This is a genomic window from Marinobacter shunpengi, assembly GCF_045449715.1.
Classification (GTDB): Bacteria; Pseudomonadota; Gammaproteobacteria; order Pseudomonadales; family Oleiphilaceae; genus Marinobacter.
Window position 1 is genome coordinate 362,881 of the sequence record NZ_JBJJLA010000015.1, and the last position, 20,465, is coordinate 383,345.

A 20,465-nucleotide genomic window follows, 5' to 3' on the forward strand; every position below is an offset into this window, starting at 1 on the left:
CGTGCGTGTATGGTCATGAATCCCGCCGCAGCAGGTCATCCGCCTGCCGGCGTTCCTCGTCGGTGAGCCCGGGCCCATTGTTAGCACCCTGACGGCCGGAACGTCGCACGATCAGTACGATCACGATCAGGCCTACGGCCACCACGATGGCCGGCAACAGCCACAGTAACGCGGTGCGGGCATCGAAGGCGGGCTTGTAGTGGACGAACTCGCCGAAGCGTTCGATCATGGCATCCACGACCGTCTGTTCATCCGCGCCCTCCTTCACCATGCGATAGACCTCGTTGCGCATGTCCTCGGCGATGGGCGCATCGGAGTCAGCAATGTTCTGGTTCTGGCACTTGGGGCAGCGGAGCTCATTCAGCAACTGCTGGAACTGCTCCTGCTGATCCGACGTCTCCAGCGGGTACATGTCCTGCCCGCCAGCCGACTCACCATCGGACTGAGCCAGGGCCATCGGCGCCATCAGCGCCAGCAACAGCCACGCCAGCAGCGGTTTCATGATCCCTCCTCCTGGTACCGGCGGACAACGGGTTCCAGTTCCTCTTCCCACACCTGGGGATTAACCACCCCCACATGGCGATACCGGACAATACCCTGCTTGTCGATGATGTAGGTTTCCGGAGCACCGTATACCCCGAGGTCAAAACCGAAACGGCCCTGGGGATCGAACAGCGTGAGCTGATAGGGATTGCCCAGGTCCCGCAGCCAGCGCACGGCAGCATCGCGGTTATCCTTGTAGTTCAGACCGATGATGGGAATGCCCTTGTCCTCCGCCAGCCACACAAGGTCCTCGTGTTCATCGCGGCAGGCGGGACACCAGGTGCCCCAGACATTCAGCAACGACACCTGTCCCTGGAACACCGATGGCGTCAGGGTACGGTCCGGGTTCTCCAGGTCCTGCAACTCAAACGCCGGTACCGGCTTGCCAATCAGCGCGGAGTCCAGCTCCTGGGGGTCCTTGCCCAGCCCCGAATAGAGGAAAAGACCAAACGCCACCGCCACCAGTACCGGCAGGAACATCAACGCCCGTTTCATGCGCCGGCCTCCGCTGGCTTGCCCTGGGGCTCCTGCCCCGTGGACGCCTTCCTGCGCTCGGTGGCGGTATCCTTGATGCGGTAACGCTTATCGGAAATCGCCAGGAAGCCACCAATGGCCATCACCAGGGCCCCCAGCCAGGTCCAGCGGACCAGCGGCTTGTACTGCAACCGAATCGCCCAGGCATTGCTGGACACGGGCTCCGCCAGAGCCACAAAGATGTCCCTCAGGAAGCCGCCGTCGATTCCCGCCTCAGTCATCACGTTGCGCTGGACCACGTAGCGGCGCCGTTCCGGATATAGGGTGGCCACCGGCTCGCCATTGCGGCTGATATCGAATCGCGACACCAGGGCCGTAAAGTTGGCCCCTTCCCGTTCGCCAACGGATGCGAACCTGAACTGGTAGTCGCTGACCTCGGCGATATCGCCGGGACTCATGCGGACATTGCGCTCAATGCCGAAATTGTTCACCACGGTGGCACCGGCAATCACCATGGCCAGGCCCAGGTGGCCGAACACCATGCCATAGAAGCTGCGGGACTGGCGGCGCAGCCCGTGCAGGCGACCGTGCCGGGACGACGACTTGGTCCACAGGTCCTGCACCGTGGCCACGGCACACCAGGCGGCGGAGAAGATGCCAAAGAAAGCCCATAAACTGAGATCGCCCCAGAACCCGGTGATGCCGGGGGAATCGTAGGTCCCCATGGACAGCACCACCGCCACCGCAATGGCCAGCCCGCCCATTGAGGGCAGGATCAGCTTGCGGGCCAGGTACTGGTCGTCGGTCTTCTTCCAGCGGGAGAAGATGCCGATACCCAGCAGGATGCCCACCGCCACGGCAATGGGACTGAAGGTCAGGTTGAAGAAAGGCTCGCCGATGGAAATATTACCCAGCTCGAAGTAGTCGGCAATCAGCGGGAAGATGGTGCCCACCAGCACCAGCAGCATGGCGGCCATCAGCAGCACGTTGTTCATCAGCAGGAATACTTCCCGTGACAGGGGACCGAACTTCGCCCGGGTGTGCACCACCGGCGCCCGGAACGCATAGAGAGTCAGGCTGGCAATCACGGTGACTGCCAGCAGACCCAGCAGGAATGCCCCCCGGGTCGGGTCCGACGCAAATGAGTGCACCGAGGTAATCACCCCGGACCGCACCAGGAAGGCCCCCAGCAGGCTCAGGGCGAAGGTGAGGATGGCCAGCAGCACAGTCCAGCTCTTGAACACCCCGCGTTTCTCGGTCACCGCCAGGGAATGCATCAGCGCGGTACCGGAAATCCAGGGCAGCAGGGAGGCGTTCTCCACCGGGTCCCAGAACCACCAGCCGCCCCAGCCCAGTTCGTAGTAGGCCCACCAGCTGCCCAGAGCAATACCAATGGTCAGGAATCCCCAGGCGACGGAGGTCCAGGGCCGGGACCAGCGGGCCCAGGCAGCATCCAGGCGACCGTTGATCAGCGCCGCGATGGCGAAGGCAAAGGCTACCGAGAAGCCCACGTAGCCCATGTACAGCATGGGCGGATGGACGATCAGGCCGAAGTCCTGCAGCAGCGGGTTCAGATCCGCGCCGTCCGCCGGCACATTCGGCAGGATCCGGTCAAACGGGTTGGAGGTCATCAGGATGAACAGCAGGAAACCGATGGCCACCATGCCCATCACCGACAGCACCTGGGACACCATCACCGAAGGCAGCCGGCGGCTGAAGGTGGCCACCGCCAGGGTCCAGCCACTGAGCATCAGGATCCATAGCAGCAGCGAACCCTCGTGGCCACCCCAGACCGCACTGAACTTGTAGTACCAGGGCATCAGGCTGTTGCTGTGGTTGGCCACGTAGGCCACCGAAAAATCGTCCTGCATGAACGCACGGGTGAGAATGCCGAAGGCAATGGCGATGAATACGAACTGCCCCGCCGCCAGGGGTCTGGCAAAAGCCTGCAAGCTGTCCCGGGCGGTCAGCGAGCCATACAGGGGAATCACCGCCAGCAGGACTGAAAGCAACAGCGCGATGATCAGGGTGACTTGTCCAAGTTCCGGAAACATGTCGGTCTCTCTTCAGGCGTTCTTATGGGTGTTGCAGCGGATCAGTACTCGGGCATCTCCCGACCCTCTTTTTCGGCCCGGGCGGAAGATCGCTCCAGGGCCTTGCTGACCTCGGGCGGCATGTACTGTTCATCGTGCTTGGCAAGGACCTGCTCCGCCACAAAGATCCGGTCCTGATTCAGTTGCCCGGTGGCCACCACGCCCTGCCCCTCACGGAACAGGTCCGGCAGGATGCCTTCATACCTCACCGTCACCGTGGAGCTGTAGTCGGTCACCCGGAACTCCACCTTAAGGCTGTCGGGGTCACGGACCACCGAGCCCTCCTCCACCATGCCACCGGCGCGAATCCTCACATCCACCGGGGCTTCGCCCTCGGAAATCTGGGTCGGGTCATAGAACAGGTTGATGTTCTGGCGGAAGGCGTAGGTGGTCAGGCCAACGGCCACCGATACGCCGGCCAACAGGAACAGGATGATGCTGAGCTTTCGTTTACGTGCAGGATTCATGGCTTGCTGGCTGGCTCATTGTGGGACGTTTGGATTCGCTGGAAGCTGGCTTCGCCTGCCGGGTTTCCGGAGCCTGCCGCACCCTGCGGCGAGGACTGGAACTGCTGCTGGAAACGCTGGGCGCGGACCACCTGACGGCGTTCGAACACAGACAGCCATGCCAGCAATCCGCATAGCAGAAAAAACACACCGTAGCATGTCCAGACATAGAGCCCATGGTCACCCATGGCAATAAAGTCACTGAAGGATTCGAATGCCATGGCGTCAGGCTCCTCCCGATTTCAGTTGCGACTGGCCACCGGCCTGAACCAGGTCACGCACCCAGCGGGTGCGGTACTCCCGCCGCAGGATTTCCGTCTGCATGCGATAGAAGGCTATCCAGCCAAACAGCAGATAAGTGCCCAGCACCACCATCAGCAGCGGCACCCACATCTCGGGCACCATGGCGGGCTTTTCCGTCAGTTTGAAGGTGGCGGGCTGGTGCAGCGTGTTCCACCACTCCACCGAATACTTGATGATGGGAATGTTCACCACACCGACGATGGATAACACCGCCACCGCCTTCGCGGCCGCCTTCTCGTCCGCGTAGGCAAAACCGAGACCGATAATGCCGATGTACAGGAACAGCAGGATCAGCATGGAGGTCAGCCGCGCATCCCAGACCCAGTAGGCACCCCAGGTCGGTTTGCCCCAGACCGCGCCGGTAAACAGCGCCAGCAGCGTCAGCACCACGCCCACCGGGGCCGCCGCACGCACGAACACATCCGCCAGCTTCATCTTCCAGACCAGGGTAACCACGCCGGCAACCGCGATCATCATGTAGACAGACTGGGCAAGGAACGCCGTGGGCACATGGATATAGATGATGCGATAGCTGTTTTCCTGGTAACGCTCCGCAGGAGCGAACCCCAGCCCCCAGATGATGCCGGCCAGGGTCAGGAGCAGCCCGAAGGCCAGCAGCCAGGGCATGAACCGGCCGGCAATGCCGTAGAACCACTTCGGCGAGCCCAGTTTGTGAAAGAATTGCCACATCGGGTGTATCCCCTGACTCGAAACCTGTTGACGCCCTAGGACGTCGATAAACTGATCTTCAGGGCCGCTGCCGCGGCCAGTGGTGCCAGCATGGCCGCCAGCACCAGCATTGCCGCCATCAATGCGAGGTGCCCGGACACGTCGGCCCCGCTGCTTGCCGCCATTACCGTACCGGTACCGAAGATGAGCACCGGAATATACAGAGGGATCACCAGCAGGGACAAGAGCACGCCCCCGGCCCGCAAACCAACGGTCAAAGCCGCCCCCACCGAGCCGATCAGACTCAGTACGGGTGTGCCGATCAGCAGCGTTAGACACAAAACCGCAACAGAGTTCCCGTCCAGGAACAACATCATCCCCAAAAGCGGTGTCAGCAGCACCAGCGGCAGCCCGGTCACCAGCCAGTGGGCCAGGGTCTTCGCCAGTACCAGCAGGAACAGCGGCTGCGGCTGCAGGGCAATCTGCTCCAGGGTTCCGTCCTCGAAATCGAAGCGGAACAGGTGGTCCAGTGACAGCATGGTGGCCAGCAGCGCACCCACCCAGAGGATGCCGGCGCCGGCCTCACTGAGGAACGACGCCTCGGGGCTCACCCCCAGGGGAAACAGGGCCACCACCATGATAAAGAACAGCAGCGGATTCAGCAGATCCTGCTTCTGACGGATGCTGAGCCGCAGGTCACGACGGATCAGGGCCGCCATGGCCTGCCCCACCCCCGGCGATGACGTCACCGGGTCCTGTACCAGGGCCCCCAGTGGCTGCCGACTACCCACCTGGCACCTCCGTACGGTCATTGGCCGGCGCCCCGGCCCGGTCGCCCTCCGCGGCCTGCCCCAGACGGATCCGGGCCATGTCTTCCAGGGCCGGCTGATGGTGGGTGGTTATGACCACCGCGCCACCATCCCGTACCCGGTCGGCCAGCAGCCGCTCCACGGCGGCCACGGCATCCACATCCAGGGCCGTAAAGGTCTCGTCCAGCAACCACACCGGTTCATCCGCGAACAGCAGGCGCGCCAGCGCGACCCGCCGTTTCTGGCCGGCGGACAGGTGCTCACAGGGCACATGGGTCCAGGGACCGAGCCCGACCTGGGCCAGCGCCTGGGCCAGGGTATCCCGGCTCACGGCCTGCCGCCCCGCCACCAGCGCCTGCAGGTTTTCCATTGGCGTCAGCACTCCCTTGATGCCGGGCCGGTGCCCCAGGTAGAGAACATTGCGGCGCACCGCGTCCCAATGCCGGTGCCGTGGCTGCCCGCACCAGAGGATCTGCCCGCTCCAGTTGTCATTCAGACCGGCCAGTATGCGCAGCAGCGTGGTCTTGCCCGAACCGTTAGGACCCTCGACACGGGTGAGCGTACCCGGCACTATGGAAAAACTCAGGTCACGGAACAGCGTACGACCGTCCCGTTCACATTCCAGACGCTCAGCCTTGAGCAAATGATCAGCCTGTGGCAGCGGCTCAGTCATCAGGGCCCCGGGTTGCCAGGGGGCGGCATCGGCCACCCCGGGAAATACATAAACCGGTATCACCGGTACTTCCGGGAGAATTCCCGAAGCGGGCGCTATTATAACGAAACGGGCCGTTGATTACTCTTGCCTGACATCAAAACGACGAGTCGTGTTGCACAAAACCCATGAAATTACCCGACGGTAACCCGATCAATACCCAGCCCCCCAAACCGCCCGCCGGCAACGCCGGGACGGGGCAGCCCGATCCCCTGCGTCAACTGCAGAGCCTGCAACTGGAAAACCGCCAGGCGGTGGTCGCAAGGGTGGCCGAACTCCTGTCCCAGCGGGGCATGGATCAGGCCATACTGGAAGTACGCGGCCAGAAACTGACGGTCAACCTGCCCGGGGACCGGCCGGAACTGAAGGTGGGGGATCTCCTGCGGCTGATGCGGGAAGGTTCATCGCTAACCCTGCTGGACAAGCTGCCTGCCACAGCGGAAACCCGCCTGGGGCAGGCCCTGATCCGCCACCTGCCCTGGCAGCAACACCTGGACAGCGGCCTGAGCCAGCTACTGGCCACCCTGTCCGCAGGTCTCAGGGCAGCCCCGGGCACCAGCACCCAACCCGGCGCCAGCCAACCCGTACCCACCACCGTCCGGGAGGCCCTGCAGGCCATCGCCAGGCTACTGCCCCGGGCCTCCACAGAAACCACGGGACTGACGTTCCGGCCACTGCCGGCGACATCGTCGATCTCCCAGGCACCCCTTGCCCCCCTCACGAGCCTGGCATCCCCAGGCACGCCGGGACTGGACGCCGAAGGGGTAAAACAATGGCTGATCAACAGCGGCGTGATGACCGAAGCCCGCCTGGCCCGGGGCACCCTGGATGCTGCTCCCACAGACCTGAAGCTGGCCCTGGGGCGGCTGGCCCTGACCCTGCTGCAACACCAGAACCTGGGCAGCGACCAGTTCACCCGTTTCACGCCGCTGCCAAGCCATGAGCTGGTGACCTCGCCACTCCAGTTTCCGGCACCGACCACGACGACCCTGGCTACTGGCGACAGCCGGGAACCGGCCTCCCCCGGTCAGATGCTACGCCTGCTGGCGGGCATGCTGAACCGGATCACGGTCAACCAGCTCCACAGCCAGTTGCTGACCACCCGCAGTGGCGCCGAGGGCGCCCCACAGATCAATACACTGGTCACCGACCTTCCCTGGATGGCTCCCGGTGGAGAGGTGAAGACCGCCCAGTTACGGATCGACTATAACCAGCCGGAGCAGCAGGAAAAACAGGGAAGCCGGCGCGCCGGCGTTGCCGAATGGCGGCTGAACCTGGCCATGGACCTGGACGAGGCCGGCAAGGTGTTCTTCGATATCGCCCTGCGACAGCAGGCCCTGTCCGCCCGGGTCTGGGCAGAACGCCAGGCCACTGCCCGCCAGGTCAACCAGGAACTGGGGGATCTGCGCACCCGGCTGACGGACCTGGGGCTGGAGGTGACGGAACTGGAATGCCGCAGAGGGCAGCCACCCGCGGCGGCCACCCGCCTGGAACACCGGCTGCTGGACACCCGGGCATGAAGGAGGAACAACGATGACGGAACAACGGAGCAGCAGTCGTGACACCGCTGTCGCCCTCAAGTATGACGGCCAGAGGGCTCCCACCGTCGCCGCCAGCGGAATGGACGAGGTGGCGGAGGAGATCATCCGTATTGCCCGGGAACACGAGGTGCCCCTCTACGAGAATGCCGAACTGGCGGGCATACTGGCGCGACTGGATCTAGACGAGGAGATTCCCGAAACCCTCTACCGGGTCATCGCGGAGATACTGGCCTTTGCCTTCCATCTGCAGGGCCGGACGCCGCAGGATGCCGGCCAGGACAAACCGGAATCCCCGTGAGGCGGAATGCCCGACAACCGGTTCAGGCCACCCGCTGCTGACGACGGCGCAGCGCGGAAACCAGTTCCGCCTCGGGACGGGAGATACCACAGGTATTCATCAGGTCATCCACATCGGCCCCCAGGTCCACCAGGCGGGAGGCTTCATCGTAGGAAACCCGCAGCGGGTCGTTCTGGCGCATTTCATCGAACAGCGAGCGCAGCTCGTGGAGCTGGCGCTCGCAGGCGATCACCCGGTTACCGACACCGGCACTGCCACTGCTGGTGGCGTGTAGTTCACGCACCAGGTTTTCGGTGTTGTCCCGCAACTGCCGGCGTACGCGATCGATCCGGCGGCTGTTAACCAGCCCCTGAACGGCCAGCAGGACAAAGGCAACAAGGGTAAGGGCCCAGGGGGCCAGTTGGGTCCAGTCGGTGGTCATCATCACTCGGTCCTCGGTTGGTGGTGATCACGACCGGGTGGCGATGGACCCCGGACCTGCCACTTGCCAGGGCGACGAGTGGTCAGGCCCTGCAGGTGGTCAGGTCAGAGCGCGGCAATCTCCGCCCACTCGTGATCAGACAGCATCTTGTCGAACTCCACAAGAATGATCAGTTCGCCATTCTTGTTGCACACCCCCTGGATGAACTTGGCGCTTTCCTCGTTCCCCACGTTGGGTGCGGTTTCGATTTCACTGGCCTTCAGGTACACCACCTCTGCCACGGAATCCACCAGGATACCCATCACCTGGCTTTCGGACTCCATCACCACGATACGGGTGGCGTCCGTGATCTCCGCATCCGCCAGACCGAACCGGCGGCGGGTGTCGATCACCGTGACCACGTTGCCCCGCAGGTTGATGATGCCCAGGACATAATCTGGCGCACCGGGTACCGGAGCAATCTCGGTGTGACGCAGCACTTCCTGGATCTGCATCACATCGATACCGTAGGTCTCGTCATCCAGACGGAAGGTGACGTACTGAAGGACCTTGTCGTTTTGGGCCTGACCCTGTTGTCCGTTATCGGATGCCATAATGCCTTGTCTCCTCGCAGGCCATCCGTCTAACGGGACAGCCTGATGTCAAAAAATCATCGTCAGTGCCCCATACTATAGTCAGGGGCACAAACCGTGCCAGAGTGGATCGGTTTAATTTGGTAACCGCCGGTCCGCGCTTCCGCCGGCCTCCCAGAAGGTATCGGCCAGACCGGGGGTGAACTTGAGGGAAGAATACCCGCCCGTTAAGTATGTATAGTTATGCGACAGCTTTCAAAACACCCGTCAGTCTAGCTCCAGGTGGTGCTCCCGCTCCGCCCGTGCCAGCAATCCGGCCATGGCGCCCACGTCGATCAGGGCACACATGTGCTTGACCACGGTGCCCGACAGCCAGGGCCGCTTGCTGCGGGAGGTGCGCCAGCGCACCTGGTCCGGGTCGAGGGTGAAGGATTCCGCCACTTCGTCACAGGCCAGGGCCCAGTCGCTGTCATCCAGCCGGATCACGAAGCGATAGCCCTCCCGGGCGCCTTCCGGTACCCGCCCGGCCATGATCCACTGCGCCGAGTCCACCACCTTGAGCTTCTGGTCCCGGTCCAGCAGCATCCCCATGTACCAGGGAGGGCGCCCCGGAATCGGCTTGATGCGGTCCTCTATGCGATGGATCGCCCCCAGCATCACCAGCGGCACCGCCAGTTGCAGGCCAGCCACCTTGAAGATCAGGCATTCGAACGGCCGATCGGCCCAGTCGGGATTGGCCTCGGGTTCCGCGGGTGCGGGTGGCTCCTCGGCGGGCACCGCCACCGCTATCTCGACGGGCACGGCTTCCGCAACGGGGGCCGGGGCAATATCAGGCTCCGGTGTGACCAACGCTGTCTCCGGCTCATCCTCAACCGGCAGATCCGGCGCCACGGCCTCGTCAACCAGGGTGTCGGCCCGGGTTTCGGGTTCCTCCGGCGCTGGTGTCACCGTCTCCTGTTCCTCAACGGTTTCCGTCGCGGTGGCCGTAGCCGTGTGCAGCAGGTCGTCCAGGTAGCTGACCAGTGCCGCGGACGGGTCCGCCAGATCGGTGGAGGATTTCCGGTCAGGCGCCATAGGACCTCCGCGACCGTTTTCCGTCGCCTGTCAGAAATCCGTCAGCGGCAACCAGGTCGGTCAGTTGGAAGCCCATGAGGTGGTCCCCTCCATCAGGTCCTGCAACAGACGCCGGTAGGCCCGCACGCCATGGGTGTCCGCGTCCAGCTTCGACGGTACCCGGCCCGCCTGGCTGGCGTCCCTGAACCGGGTGTCCACCGGGATCATGAAGCGCCAGAGCTCATCCGGGTAGGTCTTGCGAAGCTGGTTAAGGCTGCTGACCGAGGCCTGGGTACGCTTGTCATACAGTGTGGGCACAATGGTGTAATCCAGCCGGTTCTTCTGGGAACGCATGATCATCTGCAGGGTGTGAAGCATGCGCTCCAGCCCCTTCAGTGCCAGGAATTCTGTCTGCACCGGGACAATCAGGTGCTGTGTGGCGGCCAGGGCATTGACCATCAGCACCCCCAGGGACGGCGTGTTGTCCAGCAGGACATAGTCGAAATCATCCCAGAGCTGGGCCAGGGCCCGGGAGACGATCAGTCCCATGCCCTCGACACCCACCATCTTGCGTTCCAGGGTGGCCAGGGCGGTACTGGCCGGCAACAGGGACAGCCCCTCACAGCCGGTGTCCGTCACCAGTTGCGCCGGCAGGCCGTCAGGTACCTTGCCCTGGTGCTGGAACAGGTCGAAAACGCTGTGGGGGATGGTGTCCGGGTCATGGCCAAACCAGCTGGTGAGGGACCCGTGGGGGTCCAGGTCCACCAGGAGTACACGGTAACCCTGCTCAGCCAGCAGGCCACCAAGGGTAACCACGGAGGTGGTCTTGCCCACCCCGCCTTTCTGATTCGCTACTGCCCAGATCCGCACAAACAACTCTCCCGTGAATGCCCCTATGGGGCCGTACTTGCCGCCCTGCATATCGGCGGCCCTGACCGGAACTTGAGGAACACGCTGCCAGCGCCGGAGCCGGCAAACGATTGCCACCATGGTCCCCTGGTCATCTTCTGCATCAGGGTTATTCAGATATCGTGCCAGCCTGCGTCAGCGGTCCCGGACGGCCCCCCGGATGGCCGCGTCCCGGGAAATCAGCAACACCACCCGGCGGTTACGACGCCGTCCTTCTTCCGTGTCATTGCGGGCCACCGGCTGATAGGCGCCGTAACCCACCGCAGCCATGCGGGACGGGTTCACCTTCTCCGCCGCCAGCATCCGCACCACGGCGGAAGCCCGGGCCGCCGACAGCTCCCAGTTGGAGGGGAAGCGGCCGGTCCGGATGGGCCGGTCATCGGTAAATCCTTCGACCCGGATGGCGTTGTCGGTATCCCGGATAATGTCAGCGATGCTTTCCATTACCGGGAAGGCGTCATAATGGGGTTCCGCGTCGCCACTGCCGAACAACAGGCTGTCCCGCATGCTCAGCTCGATCCACTGGTCGCTGACCTGGAGGTTCACCACCCCCTGGTTCATCAGACTGTCGAATTCCGTGGCAAACTGGTTGGCCATGCTGCGCAGTGCCTCGCTACGCTGCGCCTGCTCCCGGACCGTGGTGGACGGCTCCGGCTCGGGAGCGGGGGCAACCGGGGGAGGAATCACCGACTCTTCCGACGGCAATGCGGCGCCGGGCTCCTCGCCCACTGGCACTGGCTGGATGGATCGCTGGGGGGCATTGAACACACCGGTCAGGGTCTCCGAGAGCACCTTGTACTTGCCCTCGTTCACTGACGATACGGAGTACATCACCACGAAGAAGCCGAACAGAAGGGTGATGAAATCCGCGTAGGAGATCAGCCAGCGTTCCTGGTTATTGGCGGCTTCAGCCCGTCTTGATCGACGCCTCATAGTGATCCCCTGTCCGGATGGTGGCCTGCTCAGGACTGTACGAAGCCCCGCAGACGCATCTCGATGGACCGTGGATTTTCTCCTTCCGCAATCGCGATGATGCCATCAATCATCATGTCCTCGTAACGGCTGCGACGGCGGACGATCTCCCGCATCTTGTTGGCCATGGGGAAAAACAGCAGGTTCGCCAGCGCCACTCCGTAGATGGTGGCCACAAAGGCGGTGGCGATGCCGGTTCCCAGGGTGGACGGATCGGTCAGGTTGGTCATCACCTGGATCAGCCCCATCACCGCGCCGATAATACCGATGGTCGGCGAGTAGCCCCCCATCGCCTCGAAGACCTGGGCCGCTTCCAGGTCCCGCTGTTCCCGGGATTCCAGGTCCACCTCCAGCACACCGCGGATGGTTTCAGTTTCGGCACCGTCCACCAGCAGTTGCAGGCCCTTGCGGGCGAAATTCTCCGGCTCTTTCTCCGCCACTGCTTCCAGGCCCAGCAGCCCCTGCTTGCGGGCCTTGACGCTCCAGTCCATGATCTTGCCAATGCCTTCATCCAGTCCGATATAGGGCGGGAAGAAAACCCAGCGGGACTGGCTGAAGGCCCGCCTGAGCAGGCCGGCGGAGGTCTGCAGGATGGTCGCAGCCAGAGTGCCGCCTACCACGATCAGGGCCGCCGGCAGGTTGAACAGCGATGCCAGGGTACCGCCCTCCAGCATGTTGCCGCCCAACAGGGCCGCAAACGCCAGGATGATACCCAGCAGGCTGAGGATATCCATTAACTCACCCCTTCAACCAGGCGCGGTCCGATTTCATCCAGGGGGAGCACTTCGTCACTCAGGCCGGCCTTGGCCACGGCCATGGGCATGCCGTAGATTACCGAGGTTTTTTCATCCTGTGACCAGATCACGGAGCCGGACTGTTTCATCATGCGGCAGCCTTCCTTGCCGTCGGCGCCCATGCCGGTGAGGATGATACCCAGGGTCTTGCCGGGAAAACTGCGCGCCAGGGAGCCAAAGGTGACGTCAACGCTGGGCTTGTAGTTCAGCCGTTCATCCCCGGGAAGGATGCGCACCCGCCCCTGGCCGCCCCGGTTCTCAATCATCATCTGCTTGCCGCCGGGGGCCAGCAGGGCCACGCCGGGGCGCAGCATATCGCCATCCTCCGCCTGCCGGACCTGGATGCGGCACAGCTTGTTGAGGCGCTCGGCAAACGCCGGGGTAAAGCTGCCCGGCATGTGCTGGACCAGCACCAGGGGTGCCGGGAAATTGGCGGGCAAGTCCACCAGCACCTTCTGCAGGGCGATGGGGCCGCCGGTGGAGGTGCCGATGCCCACCACATTGTAATGCCGGCTGGGGGTGCGACGACGGGCGGGCCTGGCCGGCGGCTCGGGCCGGGGCGAACGACTGTCAGGCTGTGACGGGCGGGTGTCCCGGGCCGGGACCGGTCGGTCGGTAGTACCCGGGGACGGCTTTCGGCCAACAGTGGGCGCCGCCGCACCACGCTCCGCCCGGGGCTGGCTCCGTGCCACATCGAGGATGCGCTCCCGCAGGATGCGCTGGAGCTCGGAACCATCCCGGGCGATGTCCTCGAAGTTCTTCGGCAGGAAGTCCACCGCCCCGGCTTCCAGGGCGTCCAGGGTGACCCGGGCCCCTTCGTAGGTGAGAGAGGAGAACATCAGTACCGGCGCCGGGCAGCGCTGCATGATCTCCTTCACCGCGGCAATGCCGTTCATCACCGGCATTTCGTAATCCATGGTGATGACATCGGGGCGCAGCTTTTCCGCCAGTTCCACCCCTTCTTTGCCATTGCTGGCGGCACCCACAACACGGATGTTGCCGGATGCGTTGAGGATTTCCGTCAGTCGCTTGCGGAAGAAACCCGAATCATCAACGACCAGGACAGAAACCGTCATCCATTCCCCCTATCGGTAAAACCCGCCATCAGCCGTAATGTTGCAACAGGCTGGGCACGTCAATTATCAAGGCGATACGACCATCGCCGGTAATGGTGGCACCCGCCATGCCCGGTGTACCCTGCAGGGCACGTCCGAGAGGCTTGATGACCACTTCCTCCTGACCAATCAACTGGTCCACCACGAAGCCCACCTGCTTGGTGCCCATGGCGACAATCACCACATGGGCATTGTCGGGCTCGGCGGAGCCGGTATCGGACGGTACCAGCCAGCGCTTGATATGGAACAGCGGGAACACCTTGTCCCGGACCACGATGCACTCGCGACCGTCGACAATGTTCTTCTTGCTGAGATCCAGATGGAAGATCTCCACCACGTTCACCAGCGGCAGCGCGAAGGACTGCTCGCCCAGCATGATCATCAGCGTTGGCATGATCGCCAGGGTCAGCGGCACCTTGATACGGATCGCGGTGCCCTCGCCCAGTTTCGAGCGCACCTCAATCTGGCCGTTGAGCTGGCTGATCTTGGTCTTGACCACGTCCATGCCCACGCCCCGGCCGGACACATCGGAAATCTGGTCCTTGGTGGAGAAACCGGCGGCGAAGATCAGGTTGTAGCACTCGCTCTCGGTCAGGCGGTCGGCGGCATCCTGGTCGTAGATGCCCTTGTCCACGGCCTTCTGCCGTAACTTGTCCGGGTCCATGCCGCCGCCATCGTCCTCGATGGACAGCAGGATATGGTCGCCCTCCTGCTCCGCCGACAGGTTGACAGTGCCCTGACGGGGCTTGCCCGCCTTCTCCCGCACATCCGGCGCTTCAATGCCATGGTCCACGGAGTTACGCACCAGGTGCACCAGCGGATCGGCCAGGGCCTCCACCAGGTTCTTGTCCAGGTCCGTGTCCTCGCCGTGCATGACCAGGCGGATTTCCTTTTTCAGGCTCCGGGCCAGGTCCCGTACCACGCGGGGGAAGCGCCCGAACACCTTCTTGATGGGCTGCATCCGGGTGGCCATGACCGCGGACTGCAGGTCGGTGGTGACCACATCGAGGTTGGACACGGCCTTGTGCATCTCACTGTCTTCGCTCTCGTTGCCGAGGCGCTGCAGACGATTACGCACCAGCACCAGCTCGCCCACCATGTTCATGATGTCGTCCAGGCGTTTGGTATCCACCCTTACCGAGGTTTCGGCGGGGGCCTGGTTTTCCCGCGCCGGTGATTTGCCGTCGTCGGCCTTGCCTCCGGCCGCCGGTGCCTTGGCCGGCTGTTCCGGTTTCTTCGGTGCGGGTTCGGAGCCTTTCGAGTCGGATTTCCCGGATTCCGGTGGTTTCGGTTCCGCCTTTCCGGCCCCGGATGTCGACGCCGGCTTGTCGCCCCCGGCTTCCTTTGCGGTGGCTGCCGGGCTCTTGCCCTTGCCATGCAGGTCGTCCAGCAGACGCTCGAACTCGTCATCGGTGATCAGGTCACTGTCGCCGGAGGACTTGCCGTCATCACCGGCAGGCCTGTCATCCGCCTTGGCGGTGTCTTCCTCATCCTGATCCGGGTCCTCAACCTCCGACGAGGCCACCTCGCCGGAGAACCGCCCCTTGCCATGGAGCTGGTCCAGCAGTGCCTCGAACTCATCATCGCTGATGTCGTCGCTGTCCTGGCTGCCGGTGTCGGCGGCGCCCTTGTCCGACGAGGACTTGCTGTCGGCCTGCTTGCCGTCGTCGAGGGCATCGAGAAGCTGCTCGAACTCCTCGTCGGTAATATCCCCCGGGTCGCCACTGTCCGGCGCGCCCTGGTCCGAACCTGACATCGCAGGCTTTTCGTCTGCTTTCTTCCCGGACGCCCTTGCCGGTGCCTGCCCCTCGGGCAACGCGTACTCATCCAGGGTATCGATCAGCGACTGGGGCGCGGGGGTAGGCTCGTCACGATTCCGGACCTGGTCAAACATGGAATTGACGTGGTCCAGGGTTTCCAGCACCACATCCATCAGATCCGAGGTCACCGTACGTTTGTGGTTCCGCAGGGTGTCAAACACGTTTTCGGCGGAGTGGCAACAACTGACCAGTGCGTCCAGTTGCAGAAAGCCCGCGCCGCCCTTGACAGTATGGAAGCCACGGAAGATGGCATTGAGCAGATCACTGTCATCCGGGTGCTGCTCCAGGTCCACCAATTGCTCCGAGAGCTGCTCGAGTATCTCGCCAGCCTCGATCAGGAAATCCTGGAGAATCTCTTCATCTGCATCTAATGCCATGCATTCACCTCAATTAAAAGCCGAGACTGGACAGCAGGTCGTCAACGTCGTCCTGTCCGGACACCACGTCAGACCGCTCTGCGGCGCGCATCTGGGGGCCTTCCCCCTTGATGGAGGCTTCCTTTTCCTTCAATTCATGGACGGTTCCGGTGAGCTGGTCCACATGACTTGCCATGACCACCAGGCTCAGCAGGTTCTCTTCCACTTCCTTCACCAGCGAGGTCACCTTCTGGATAACCTGCCCGGTCAGGTCCTGGAAATCCTGGGCCAGCAGGATCTCCGAGAGGTCCGTGTACATTTTTTCGGCATCGTCCGACAGACTCTCGAAGAAGCGGTCTATACGACCGTAGAGCTCGCGGAACTCGGCCGGTGCCATCTCCCGTCGGCGCAGGCGCTGCCAGTCATCACGCAGGGACTTGGCCTCCTCGCACATGGTACTGGCCCGCGGCATGGCCACTTCCACCAGGTCCATGGTCCGGTTGGCCGCGTTGCTGGTCATTTCCACCACGTACTGGAGCCGGTCCGACGCGTCGGTCATCTTCGACAGGGCTTCCTGCTGTTCGGCGTTCTGTGGCTGGATCTGGAAATTGCGGATGGCCTCGTGAAGGCTGCGGGTCAGGCGACCGACTTCCCGGTAAAGGCTCTGGTCCCTTACTTCACTCAGCTCATTGATCAGGGTCATGGCCTTGGCGTAGTCACCGGCATTGACCTGTTTCACCAACTCGTTGGCCTGCTCCTTGAGCTGGCTGGTGATCTCCGGGTCAAGGTTGGGGCCACTGTTTTTATCTTCGCTCATGGGAGCACATCCGGACTGTCGGTTCTGGTTTCAAAGCGTACCCGACGCTTTACTCAATACGCTCGAAGATCTTCTCGATCTTCTCCTTGAGTACGGCGGCCGTGAACGGTTTGACGACGTAGCCGTTAACGCCGGCCTGGGCGGCCGCCACGATCTGGTCACGCTTGGCTTCCGCGGTGACCATCAGGACAGGCAGGTCCTTGATCTGCTCATCGGCGCGAACTTCCTTGAGCAGGTCGAAACCGGACATGCCCGGCATGTTCCAGTCGGTGACCAGAAAGTCATACTTGCCGGAACGAAGCATGGGCAGCGCGGTGTTGCCGTCGTCTGCCTCATCGGTATTGGTAAACCCGAGATCACGCAGCAGGTTCTTGATAATCCGTCGCATTGTGGAGAAGTCGTCCACAATGAGAATCTTCATGTTCTTGTCCAATGGGACCTCCAGTTGGTCGTCGCCGGAATAATGACCTGGGCCTGGCAGTTATGGGCCCGGGCAACGTTTGATCAGGCTGTTCCGCTTCCGCCTGTTTCCGGGCGGTTGGCGTTATTCTAGCAGCCCTGGCGTTGCTTACCGTTTCAATGTGTTATCGCCCAGCAGGGCGTGCTGGATTCCTGTCGCCTCGACGCGCTCTGCACCCGCTCCCGGAATCAGGACGTGCCGGCATCAGACGCCTGCCATTCGGACAGTCGCCCCCGCAACCTCAGAGCGGCCTGGCTATGGATCTGGCTGACCCGGCTCTCACTTACCCCGAGCACGGCGCCGATTTCCTTCAGGTTCAGTTCTTCCTGGTAGTAGAGACTGAGTACCAGCTTCTCACGCTCCGGCAGATCCTCAATGGCCGCCGCCAGGTTCTGGCGGAAGGCGGCGCCCGACACATCATCCAGGGGATTGTCCGAAGCCTCCTGTTCCTGTATCGGCAGCTCCCCGGATTCATTGAGTTCATCCAGGGAAAAAAGTCGACCGGAATTAGTGTCACTGAGGCAGGCGTGGTACTCCGGCAGGGTCATGCCGAGTTCTTCCGCCACTTCGTGATCCTGGGCTTCCCGCCCTTCACGATCCTCCACGGCCTTGATGGCGGCGGACACGCGGCGGGCATTGCGGTGAACTGAGCGTGGCACCCAGTCCCCCTTGCGGATCTCGTCAACGATGGCGCCACGGATACGGATGCCGGCGTAGGTTTCAAAGGAAGCACCACGGTCCGACTGGTATTTTGCGGCAGCTTCCAGCAACCCCACCATACCGGCCTGCATCAGGTCCTCGAGTTGCACGGAATCCGGCAGTCGGGCCATGAGATGCAGGGCGATTTTCTTGACCAGCGGCGCATGCTGCTCCACCAGGTGGTGGGCATCACGCCGGCCGGTCTGATGGTAGATTCCGAGACTTCTGGCCAATGTCATGTATCCGGTTAACCCATACATCAGGATTGGATCAGGCGTTGGTGCTTACCAGGCGCTCCACGAAGAATTCCAGATGCCCCCGGGGGGACGATGGTAGCGGCCAGCTGTCCACCTTCTCGGCCAGGGCCTTGATGGCCAGTGAGGCCTTCGCCCTGGGGTAGGCATCGAGCACCGCCCGCTGCCTCTGGACTGCCTTGCGTACCGCCTCATCGTAAGGAACCATGCCTACATATTGTAGTGCAACATCCAGGAAGCGCTCGGTGACCCGGGTCAGTTTGCCGAACAGGTGTTTGCCTTCCTGCTCGTTACGGACCTGGTTGGCCAGGATGCGGAAGCGGTTAACGCCGTAATCCCGGTTCATCAATTTGATCAGGGCATAGGCATCGGTGATCGAGGTGGGTTCGTCGCAGACCACCAGCAGCAGTTCCTGGGACGCACGCAGGAAGCTGACCACGCTCTCGGAGATACCGGCCGCGGTATCGACAATGAGCACGTCCACCTGATCGCCCAGTTCACTGAAGGCGTTAATCAGGCCAGCGTGCTCCATGGGGGAAAGCTGGGTCATGCGCTGGGTGCCGGAGGACGCGGGAACGATCTTGATACCCCCGGGGCCATTAACCAGCACATCCCGGAGATCACACTCGCCGGCCAGTACGTCGGAAAGGTTTCGACTGGCGGTAATCCCCAGCAGGACGTCAATGTTGGCGAGTCCCAGGTCTGCATCCAGCAGGACGACACGCCGGCCCATCTGCGAGAGGGCAATGCCAAGGTTTACGGAGACGTTGCTCTTACCCACGCCACCCTTGCCACCGGTGACTGCAATAACCTGAACCGGATGTGGTCTGCTCATAGAGGTTCTAGTGTCCCGCCAAGGTTCTTGTCGTTCAGTATTCTGTCATGCCGTGCCTGAAACCACACCGGCCAGCGCCGGGTGAAGGCGGTCAGGCACCTGCCGCCATGGTCTGCTGTTTACGGGCATCACGCAAGCGTTCAACACCCAGGCGAACCAGCGATGCGGCGTTGGCCGGGTGCAGGTCCTGGGGTATCTTCTGGCCATCCGTCACCCAGGCCACCGGCAATGCCGTCTCCAGGGCGAACCCAAGCACTTCGCCCAGGGTCAGGGCCTCATCCAGCTTGGTCATGATACAACCTGCAAGATTCGCCATCTTATAGCAATGCCACATGGATTTCATGATCCGGGGCTGGCTGGTGGCGGGAACCACCAGGTGTGAGCGTACCGGGTGGCGGCTTTGCGCCAGTTCCTGCAACTGCTCCTGGCAGCCGGGGTCGGCGCCGGACAGGCCGGCGGTGTCGATCAGCACCAGGTGGCGCCCCTCCAGCTCATCCAGCACCGCGTCCAGGCTGTGGGTGTCGTCGACGACCCGTACCGGCACATTAAGGATGCGGCCGAACACAAACAGTTGCTCGTGGGCGGCTACCCGGTAGCGGTCGGTGGTGACCAGCGCCAGGGAATCGGCACCATGCTCCAGTACGTACTGTGCCGCAATCTTGCCGATGGTGGTGGTCTTGCCGGAGCCGGTGGGACCCACCAGGGCGTAGATACCTCCCCGGGAAGCCCAGTCGCCACCACCGGTTTTCAGGCCTGCGGCCAGGGTTCTCAGGGAGCGCTTCCAGTTGTCTTCAAGCTTGCCGCGACCACTCTGCCGCGCCAGGCTGGTCGCCAGCTGGGCACTGACACCAAACTCTTCCAGGCGTTCGCCCAGACGTCTGCGTACAGCATCCATAACCTCTTCGGCCGGCTTCTCCGGCGCTGGGCCATGCTGACCACCGGCAGGCACTTTGTCACTGATCATTGCCCGCAGGGAATCCAGCTCACGGCGCATGCCGGCAAGCTCATCGGTCGCGTCCGCCGTAACAGCCGCCGCCGGACCGGCGTCGGATTCCTGACGGGTTTCCGGCACCGGCGGCAGATCATCCATATCCAGTCGGGGCTCTTCCCTGTGGAACCGCTGCTGAGGATCATGGCCGCTACGATGATTGCGAAGCTCACGAATACGGCTGCGGGAGCGGTCAAGTTCTTCCTGCAGACGGCGATGCTGTTCCGCCTGCAGCTCCGCCAGCCGGCCACCACTGGTGGCCTCGGCGGCCACCTCACCCAGTTTCTGGCGCGCCATGTTTTCGTCATAGTCCAGGGCGGTGACAATCTCCACGCCGCCATCAATCCGGCGGCTGGACAGGATCACCGCGTCGTCGCCCATGGATTCACGAACCTGTTTCAGGGCCGTGGACATGGTTGCCGCAAAGAACCGTTTGACTTTCATCTGACTCT

23 protein-coding genes are annotated in these 20,465 nt (G+C 62.9%); 2 read left to right on the forward strand and 21 right to left on the reverse strand.

All coding sequences use genetic code 11. The annotated features are described in order from the left end of the window. Positions 1–13 precede the first annotated feature (13 nt). The 8 genes from ACJO3T_RS09645 to ccmA all read right to left on the reverse strand — a co-directional run bounded on the left by ACJO3T_RS09645 (position 14) and on the right by ccmA (position 6,070). Positions 14–502 carry a cytochrome c-type biogenesis protein gene (locus ACJO3T_RS09645; RefSeq protein WP_406964383.1) on the reverse strand — a complete coding sequence of 163 codons (489 nt, stop codon included), beginning with the start codon at positions 500–502 and terminating at the stop codon, positions 14–16. Next, positions 499–1,038, reverse strand: a complete 540-nt coding sequence (locus ACJO3T_RS09650; protein ID WP_406964381.1) for a DsbE family thiol:disulfide interchange protein — start codon at positions 1,036–1,038, stop codon at positions 499–501. Before ACJO3T_RS09650 ends, ACJO3T_RS09645 begins: the two co-directional genes overlap by 4 nt. Next, positions 1,035–3,071: a heme lyase CcmF/NrfE family subunit gene (locus tag ACJO3T_RS09655; RefSeq protein ID WP_406978379.1), complete on the reverse strand. Its 2,037-nt coding sequence runs from the start codon at positions 3,069–3,071 to the stop codon at positions 1,035–1,037. Before ACJO3T_RS09655 ends, ACJO3T_RS09650 begins: the two co-directional genes overlap by 4 nt. A 41-nt stretch (positions 3,072–3,112) precedes the next feature. Beyond that, a complete protein-coding gene (gene ccmE, locus ACJO3T_RS09660) occupies positions 3,113–3,577 on the reverse strand; it encodes a cytochrome c maturation protein CcmE (protein WP_406964379.1) in 465 nt (154 codons plus the stop codon). Next, a complete protein-coding gene (gene ccmD / locus ACJO3T_RS09665) occupies positions 3,574–3,837 on the reverse strand; it encodes a heme exporter protein CcmD (RefSeq protein WP_406964377.1) in 264 nt (87 codons plus the stop codon). The genes ccmE and ccmD overlap by 4 nt, the downstream gene beginning before the upstream one ends. A gap of 4 nt (positions 3,838–3,841) precedes the next feature. After that, entirely contained in the window at positions 3,842–4,609 is a 768-nt protein-coding gene (ccmC, locus tag ACJO3T_RS09670) for a heme ABC transporter permease CcmC (protein ID WP_406978380.1), read from the reverse strand. Positions 4,610–4,644: 35 nt separating this feature from the next. Then, positions 4,645–5,307 carry a heme exporter protein CcmB gene (gene ccmB / locus ACJO3T_RS09675; protein WP_406978439.1) on the reverse strand — a complete coding sequence of 221 codons (663 nt, stop codon included), beginning with the start codon at positions 5,305–5,307 and terminating at the stop codon, positions 4,645–4,647. A gap of 64 nt (positions 5,308–5,371) precedes the next feature. Then, entirely contained in the window at positions 5,372–6,070 is a 699-nt protein-coding gene (ccmA, locus tag ACJO3T_RS09680; RefSeq protein ID WP_406964777.1) for a cytochrome c biogenesis heme-transporting ATPase CcmA, read from the reverse strand. Between the two features lie 167 nt (positions 6,071–6,237). Here ccmA and fliK point away from each other — a divergent pair, with 167 nt between their 5' ends. Together fliK and ACJO3T_RS09690 are read left to right on the forward strand one after the other, a co-directional pair. Beyond that, on the forward strand, positions 6,238–7,629 hold the full coding sequence (gene fliK, locus ACJO3T_RS09685; protein ID WP_406978381.1) for a flagellar hook-length control protein FliK: 1,392 nt from the start codon (positions 6,238–6,240) through the stop codon (positions 7,627–7,629). 13 nt (positions 7,630–7,642) lie between these two features. Next, a complete protein-coding gene (locus tag ACJO3T_RS09690) occupies positions 7,643–7,948 on the forward strand; it encodes an EscU/YscU/HrcU family type III secretion system export apparatus switch protein (protein ID WP_406964372.1) in 306 nt (101 codons plus the stop codon). A 22-nt stretch (positions 7,949–7,970) separates the two neighbouring features. Here the strand turns inward: ACJO3T_RS09690 and ACJO3T_RS09695 are convergent, their stop codons facing one another. The 13 genes from ACJO3T_RS09695 to flhF form a co-directional block, all read right to left on the reverse strand. Next, positions 7,971–8,369 carry a DUF2802 domain-containing protein gene (locus ACJO3T_RS09695; RefSeq protein ID WP_406964775.1) on the reverse strand — a complete coding sequence of 133 codons (399 nt, stop codon included), beginning with the start codon at positions 8,367–8,369 and terminating at the stop codon, positions 7,971–7,973. Positions 8,370–8,473: 104 nt separating this feature from the next. Next, positions 8,474–8,962: a chemotaxis protein CheW gene (locus tag ACJO3T_RS09700; protein WP_406964370.1), complete on the reverse strand. Its 489-nt coding sequence runs from the start codon at positions 8,960–8,962 to the stop codon at positions 8,474–8,476. 246 nt (positions 8,963–9,208) lie between these two features. Continuing rightward, a complete protein-coding gene (locus ACJO3T_RS09705) occupies positions 9,209–10,015 on the reverse strand; it encodes a chemotaxis protein CheW (RefSeq protein ID WP_406978382.1) in 807 nt (268 codons plus the stop codon). Between the two features lie 60 nt (positions 10,016–10,075). After that, complete coding sequence (locus ACJO3T_RS09710) at positions 10,076–10,864, reverse strand: ParA family protein (protein WP_406978440.1); 789 nt, start codon at positions 10,862–10,864, stop codon at positions 10,076–10,078. Between the two features lie 174 nt (positions 10,865–11,038). Next, on the reverse strand, positions 11,039–11,836 hold the full coding sequence (motD, locus tag ACJO3T_RS09715) for a flagellar motor protein MotD (RefSeq protein WP_406964365.1): 798 nt from the start codon (positions 11,834–11,836) through the stop codon (positions 11,039–11,041). Positions 11,837–11,865: 29 nt separating this feature from the next. Beyond that, positions 11,866–12,609 (reverse strand): flagellar motor protein, encoded by a 744-nt coding sequence (locus tag ACJO3T_RS09720; protein WP_406964364.1) that lies wholly within the window; start codon positions 12,607–12,609, stop codon positions 11,866–11,868. Further along, complete coding sequence (locus ACJO3T_RS09725; RefSeq protein ID WP_406964362.1) at positions 12,609–13,745, reverse strand: protein-glutamate methylesterase/protein-glutamine glutaminase; 1,137 nt, start codon at positions 13,743–13,745, stop codon at positions 12,609–12,611. Before ACJO3T_RS09725 ends, ACJO3T_RS09720 begins: the two co-directional genes overlap by 1 nt. 28 nt (positions 13,746–13,773) lie before the next feature. Continuing rightward, positions 13,774–15,981, reverse strand: a complete 2,208-nt coding sequence (locus ACJO3T_RS09730; protein ID WP_406978383.1) for a chemotaxis protein CheA — start codon at positions 15,979–15,981, stop codon at positions 13,774–13,776. A gap of 13 nt (positions 15,982–15,994) precedes the next feature. Then, on the reverse strand, positions 15,995–16,777 hold the full coding sequence (locus ACJO3T_RS09735) for a protein phosphatase CheZ (RefSeq protein WP_406978384.1): 783 nt from the start codon (positions 16,775–16,777) through the stop codon (positions 15,995–15,997). Positions 16,778–16,826: 49 nt separating this feature from the next. Then, on the reverse strand, positions 16,827–17,210 hold the full coding sequence (cheY, locus tag ACJO3T_RS09740) for a chemotaxis response regulator CheY (protein ID WP_406964358.1): 384 nt from the start codon (positions 17,208–17,210) through the stop codon (positions 16,827–16,829). A 215-nt stretch (positions 17,211–17,425) separates the two neighbouring features. Next, complete coding sequence (locus tag ACJO3T_RS09745) at positions 17,426–18,175, reverse strand: RNA polymerase sigma factor FliA (protein ID WP_406964356.1); 750 nt, start codon at positions 18,173–18,175, stop codon at positions 17,426–17,428. A gap of 31 nt (positions 18,176–18,206) precedes the next feature. Next, positions 18,207–19,025, reverse strand: a complete 819-nt coding sequence (locus ACJO3T_RS09750) for a MinD/ParA family protein (RefSeq protein ID WP_406964354.1) — start codon at positions 19,023–19,025, stop codon at positions 18,207–18,209. A gap of 91 nt (positions 19,026–19,116) precedes the next feature. Further along, a complete protein-coding gene (flhF, locus tag ACJO3T_RS09755) occupies positions 19,117–20,457 on the reverse strand; it encodes a flagellar biosynthesis GTPase FlhF (RefSeq protein ID WP_406978385.1) in 1,341 nt (446 codons plus the stop codon). Between the last annotated feature and the right edge of the window lie 8 nt (positions 20,458–20,465).

Excerpts from the sequence above, each read along its gene's own strand:
- ACJO3T_RS09645 (WP_406964383.1), bottom strand. The coding sequence starts at position 502 with ATGAAACCGCTGCTGGCGTGGCTGTTGCTGGCGCTGATGGCGCCGATG.
- ACJO3T_RS09650 (WP_406964381.1), bottom strand. The coding sequence starts at position 1,038 with ATGAAACGGGCGTTGATGTTCCTGCCGGTACTGGTGGCGGTGGCGTTT.
- ACJO3T_RS09655 (WP_406978379.1), bottom strand. The coding sequence starts at position 3,071 with ATGTTTCCGGAACTTGGACAAGTCACCCTGATCATCGCGCTGTTGCTT.
- ccmE (WP_406964379.1), bottom strand. The coding sequence starts at position 3,577 with ATGAATCCTGCACGTAAACGAAAGCTCAGCATCATCCTGTTCCTGTTG.
- ccmD (WP_406964377.1), bottom strand. The coding sequence starts at position 3,837 with ATGGCATTCGAATCCTTCAGTGACTTTATTGCCATGGGTGACCATGGG.
- ccmC (WP_406978380.1), bottom strand. The coding sequence starts at position 4,609 with ATGTGGCAATTCTTTCACAAACTGGGCTCGCCGAAGTGGTTCTACGGC.
- ccmB (WP_406978439.1), bottom strand. The coding sequence starts at position 5,307 with ATGGCGGCCCTGATCCGTCGTGACCTGCGGCTCAGCATCCGTCAGAAG.
- ccmA (WP_406964777.1), bottom strand. The coding sequence starts at position 6,070 with ATGACTGAGCCGCTGCCACAGGCTGATCATTTGCTCAAGGCTGAGCGT.
- fliK (WP_406978381.1), top strand. The coding sequence starts at position 6,238 with ATGAAATTACCCGACGGTAACCCGATCAATACCCAGCCCCCCAAACCG.
- ACJO3T_RS09690 (WP_406964372.1), top strand. The coding sequence starts at position 7,643 with ATGACGGAACAACGGAGCAGCAGTCGTGACACCGCTGTCGCCCTCAAG.
- ACJO3T_RS09695 (WP_406964775.1), bottom strand. The coding sequence starts at position 8,369 with ATGACCACCGACTGGACCCAACTGGCCCCCTGGGCCCTTACCCTTGTT.
- ACJO3T_RS09700 (WP_406964370.1), bottom strand. The coding sequence starts at position 8,962 with ATGGCATCCGATAACGGACAACAGGGTCAGGCCCAAAACGACAAGGTC.
- ACJO3T_RS09705 (WP_406978382.1), bottom strand. The coding sequence starts at position 10,015 with ATGGCGCCTGACCGGAAATCCTCCACCGATCTGGCGGACCCGTCCGCG.
- motD (WP_406964365.1), bottom strand. The coding sequence starts at position 11,836 with ATGAGGCGTCGATCAAGACGGGCTGAAGCCGCCAATAACCAGGAACGC.
- ACJO3T_RS09720 (WP_406964364.1), bottom strand. The coding sequence starts at position 12,609 with ATGGATATCCTCAGCCTGCTGGGTATCATCCTGGCGTTTGCGGCCCTG.
- ACJO3T_RS09725 (WP_406964362.1), bottom strand. The coding sequence starts at position 13,745 with ATGACGGTTTCTGTCCTGGTCGTTGATGATTCGGGTTTCTTCCGCAAG.
- ACJO3T_RS09730 (WP_406978383.1), bottom strand. The coding sequence starts at position 15,981 with ATGGCATTAGATGCAGATGAAGAGATTCTCCAGGATTTCCTGATCGAG.
- ACJO3T_RS09735 (WP_406978384.1), bottom strand. The coding sequence starts at position 16,777 with ATGAGCGAAGATAAAAACAGTGGCCCCAACCTTGACCCGGAGATCACC.
- ACJO3T_RS09745 (WP_406964356.1), bottom strand. The coding sequence starts at position 18,175 with ATGACATTGGCCAGAAGTCTCGGAATCTACCATCAGACCGGCCGGCGT.
- ACJO3T_RS09750 (WP_406964354.1), bottom strand. The coding sequence starts at position 19,025 with ATGAGCAGACCACATCCGGTTCAGGTTATTGCAGTCACCGGTGGCAAG.
- flhF (WP_406978385.1), bottom strand. The coding sequence starts at position 20,457 with ATGAAAGTCAAACGGTTCTTTGCGGCAACCATGTCCACGGCCCTGAAA.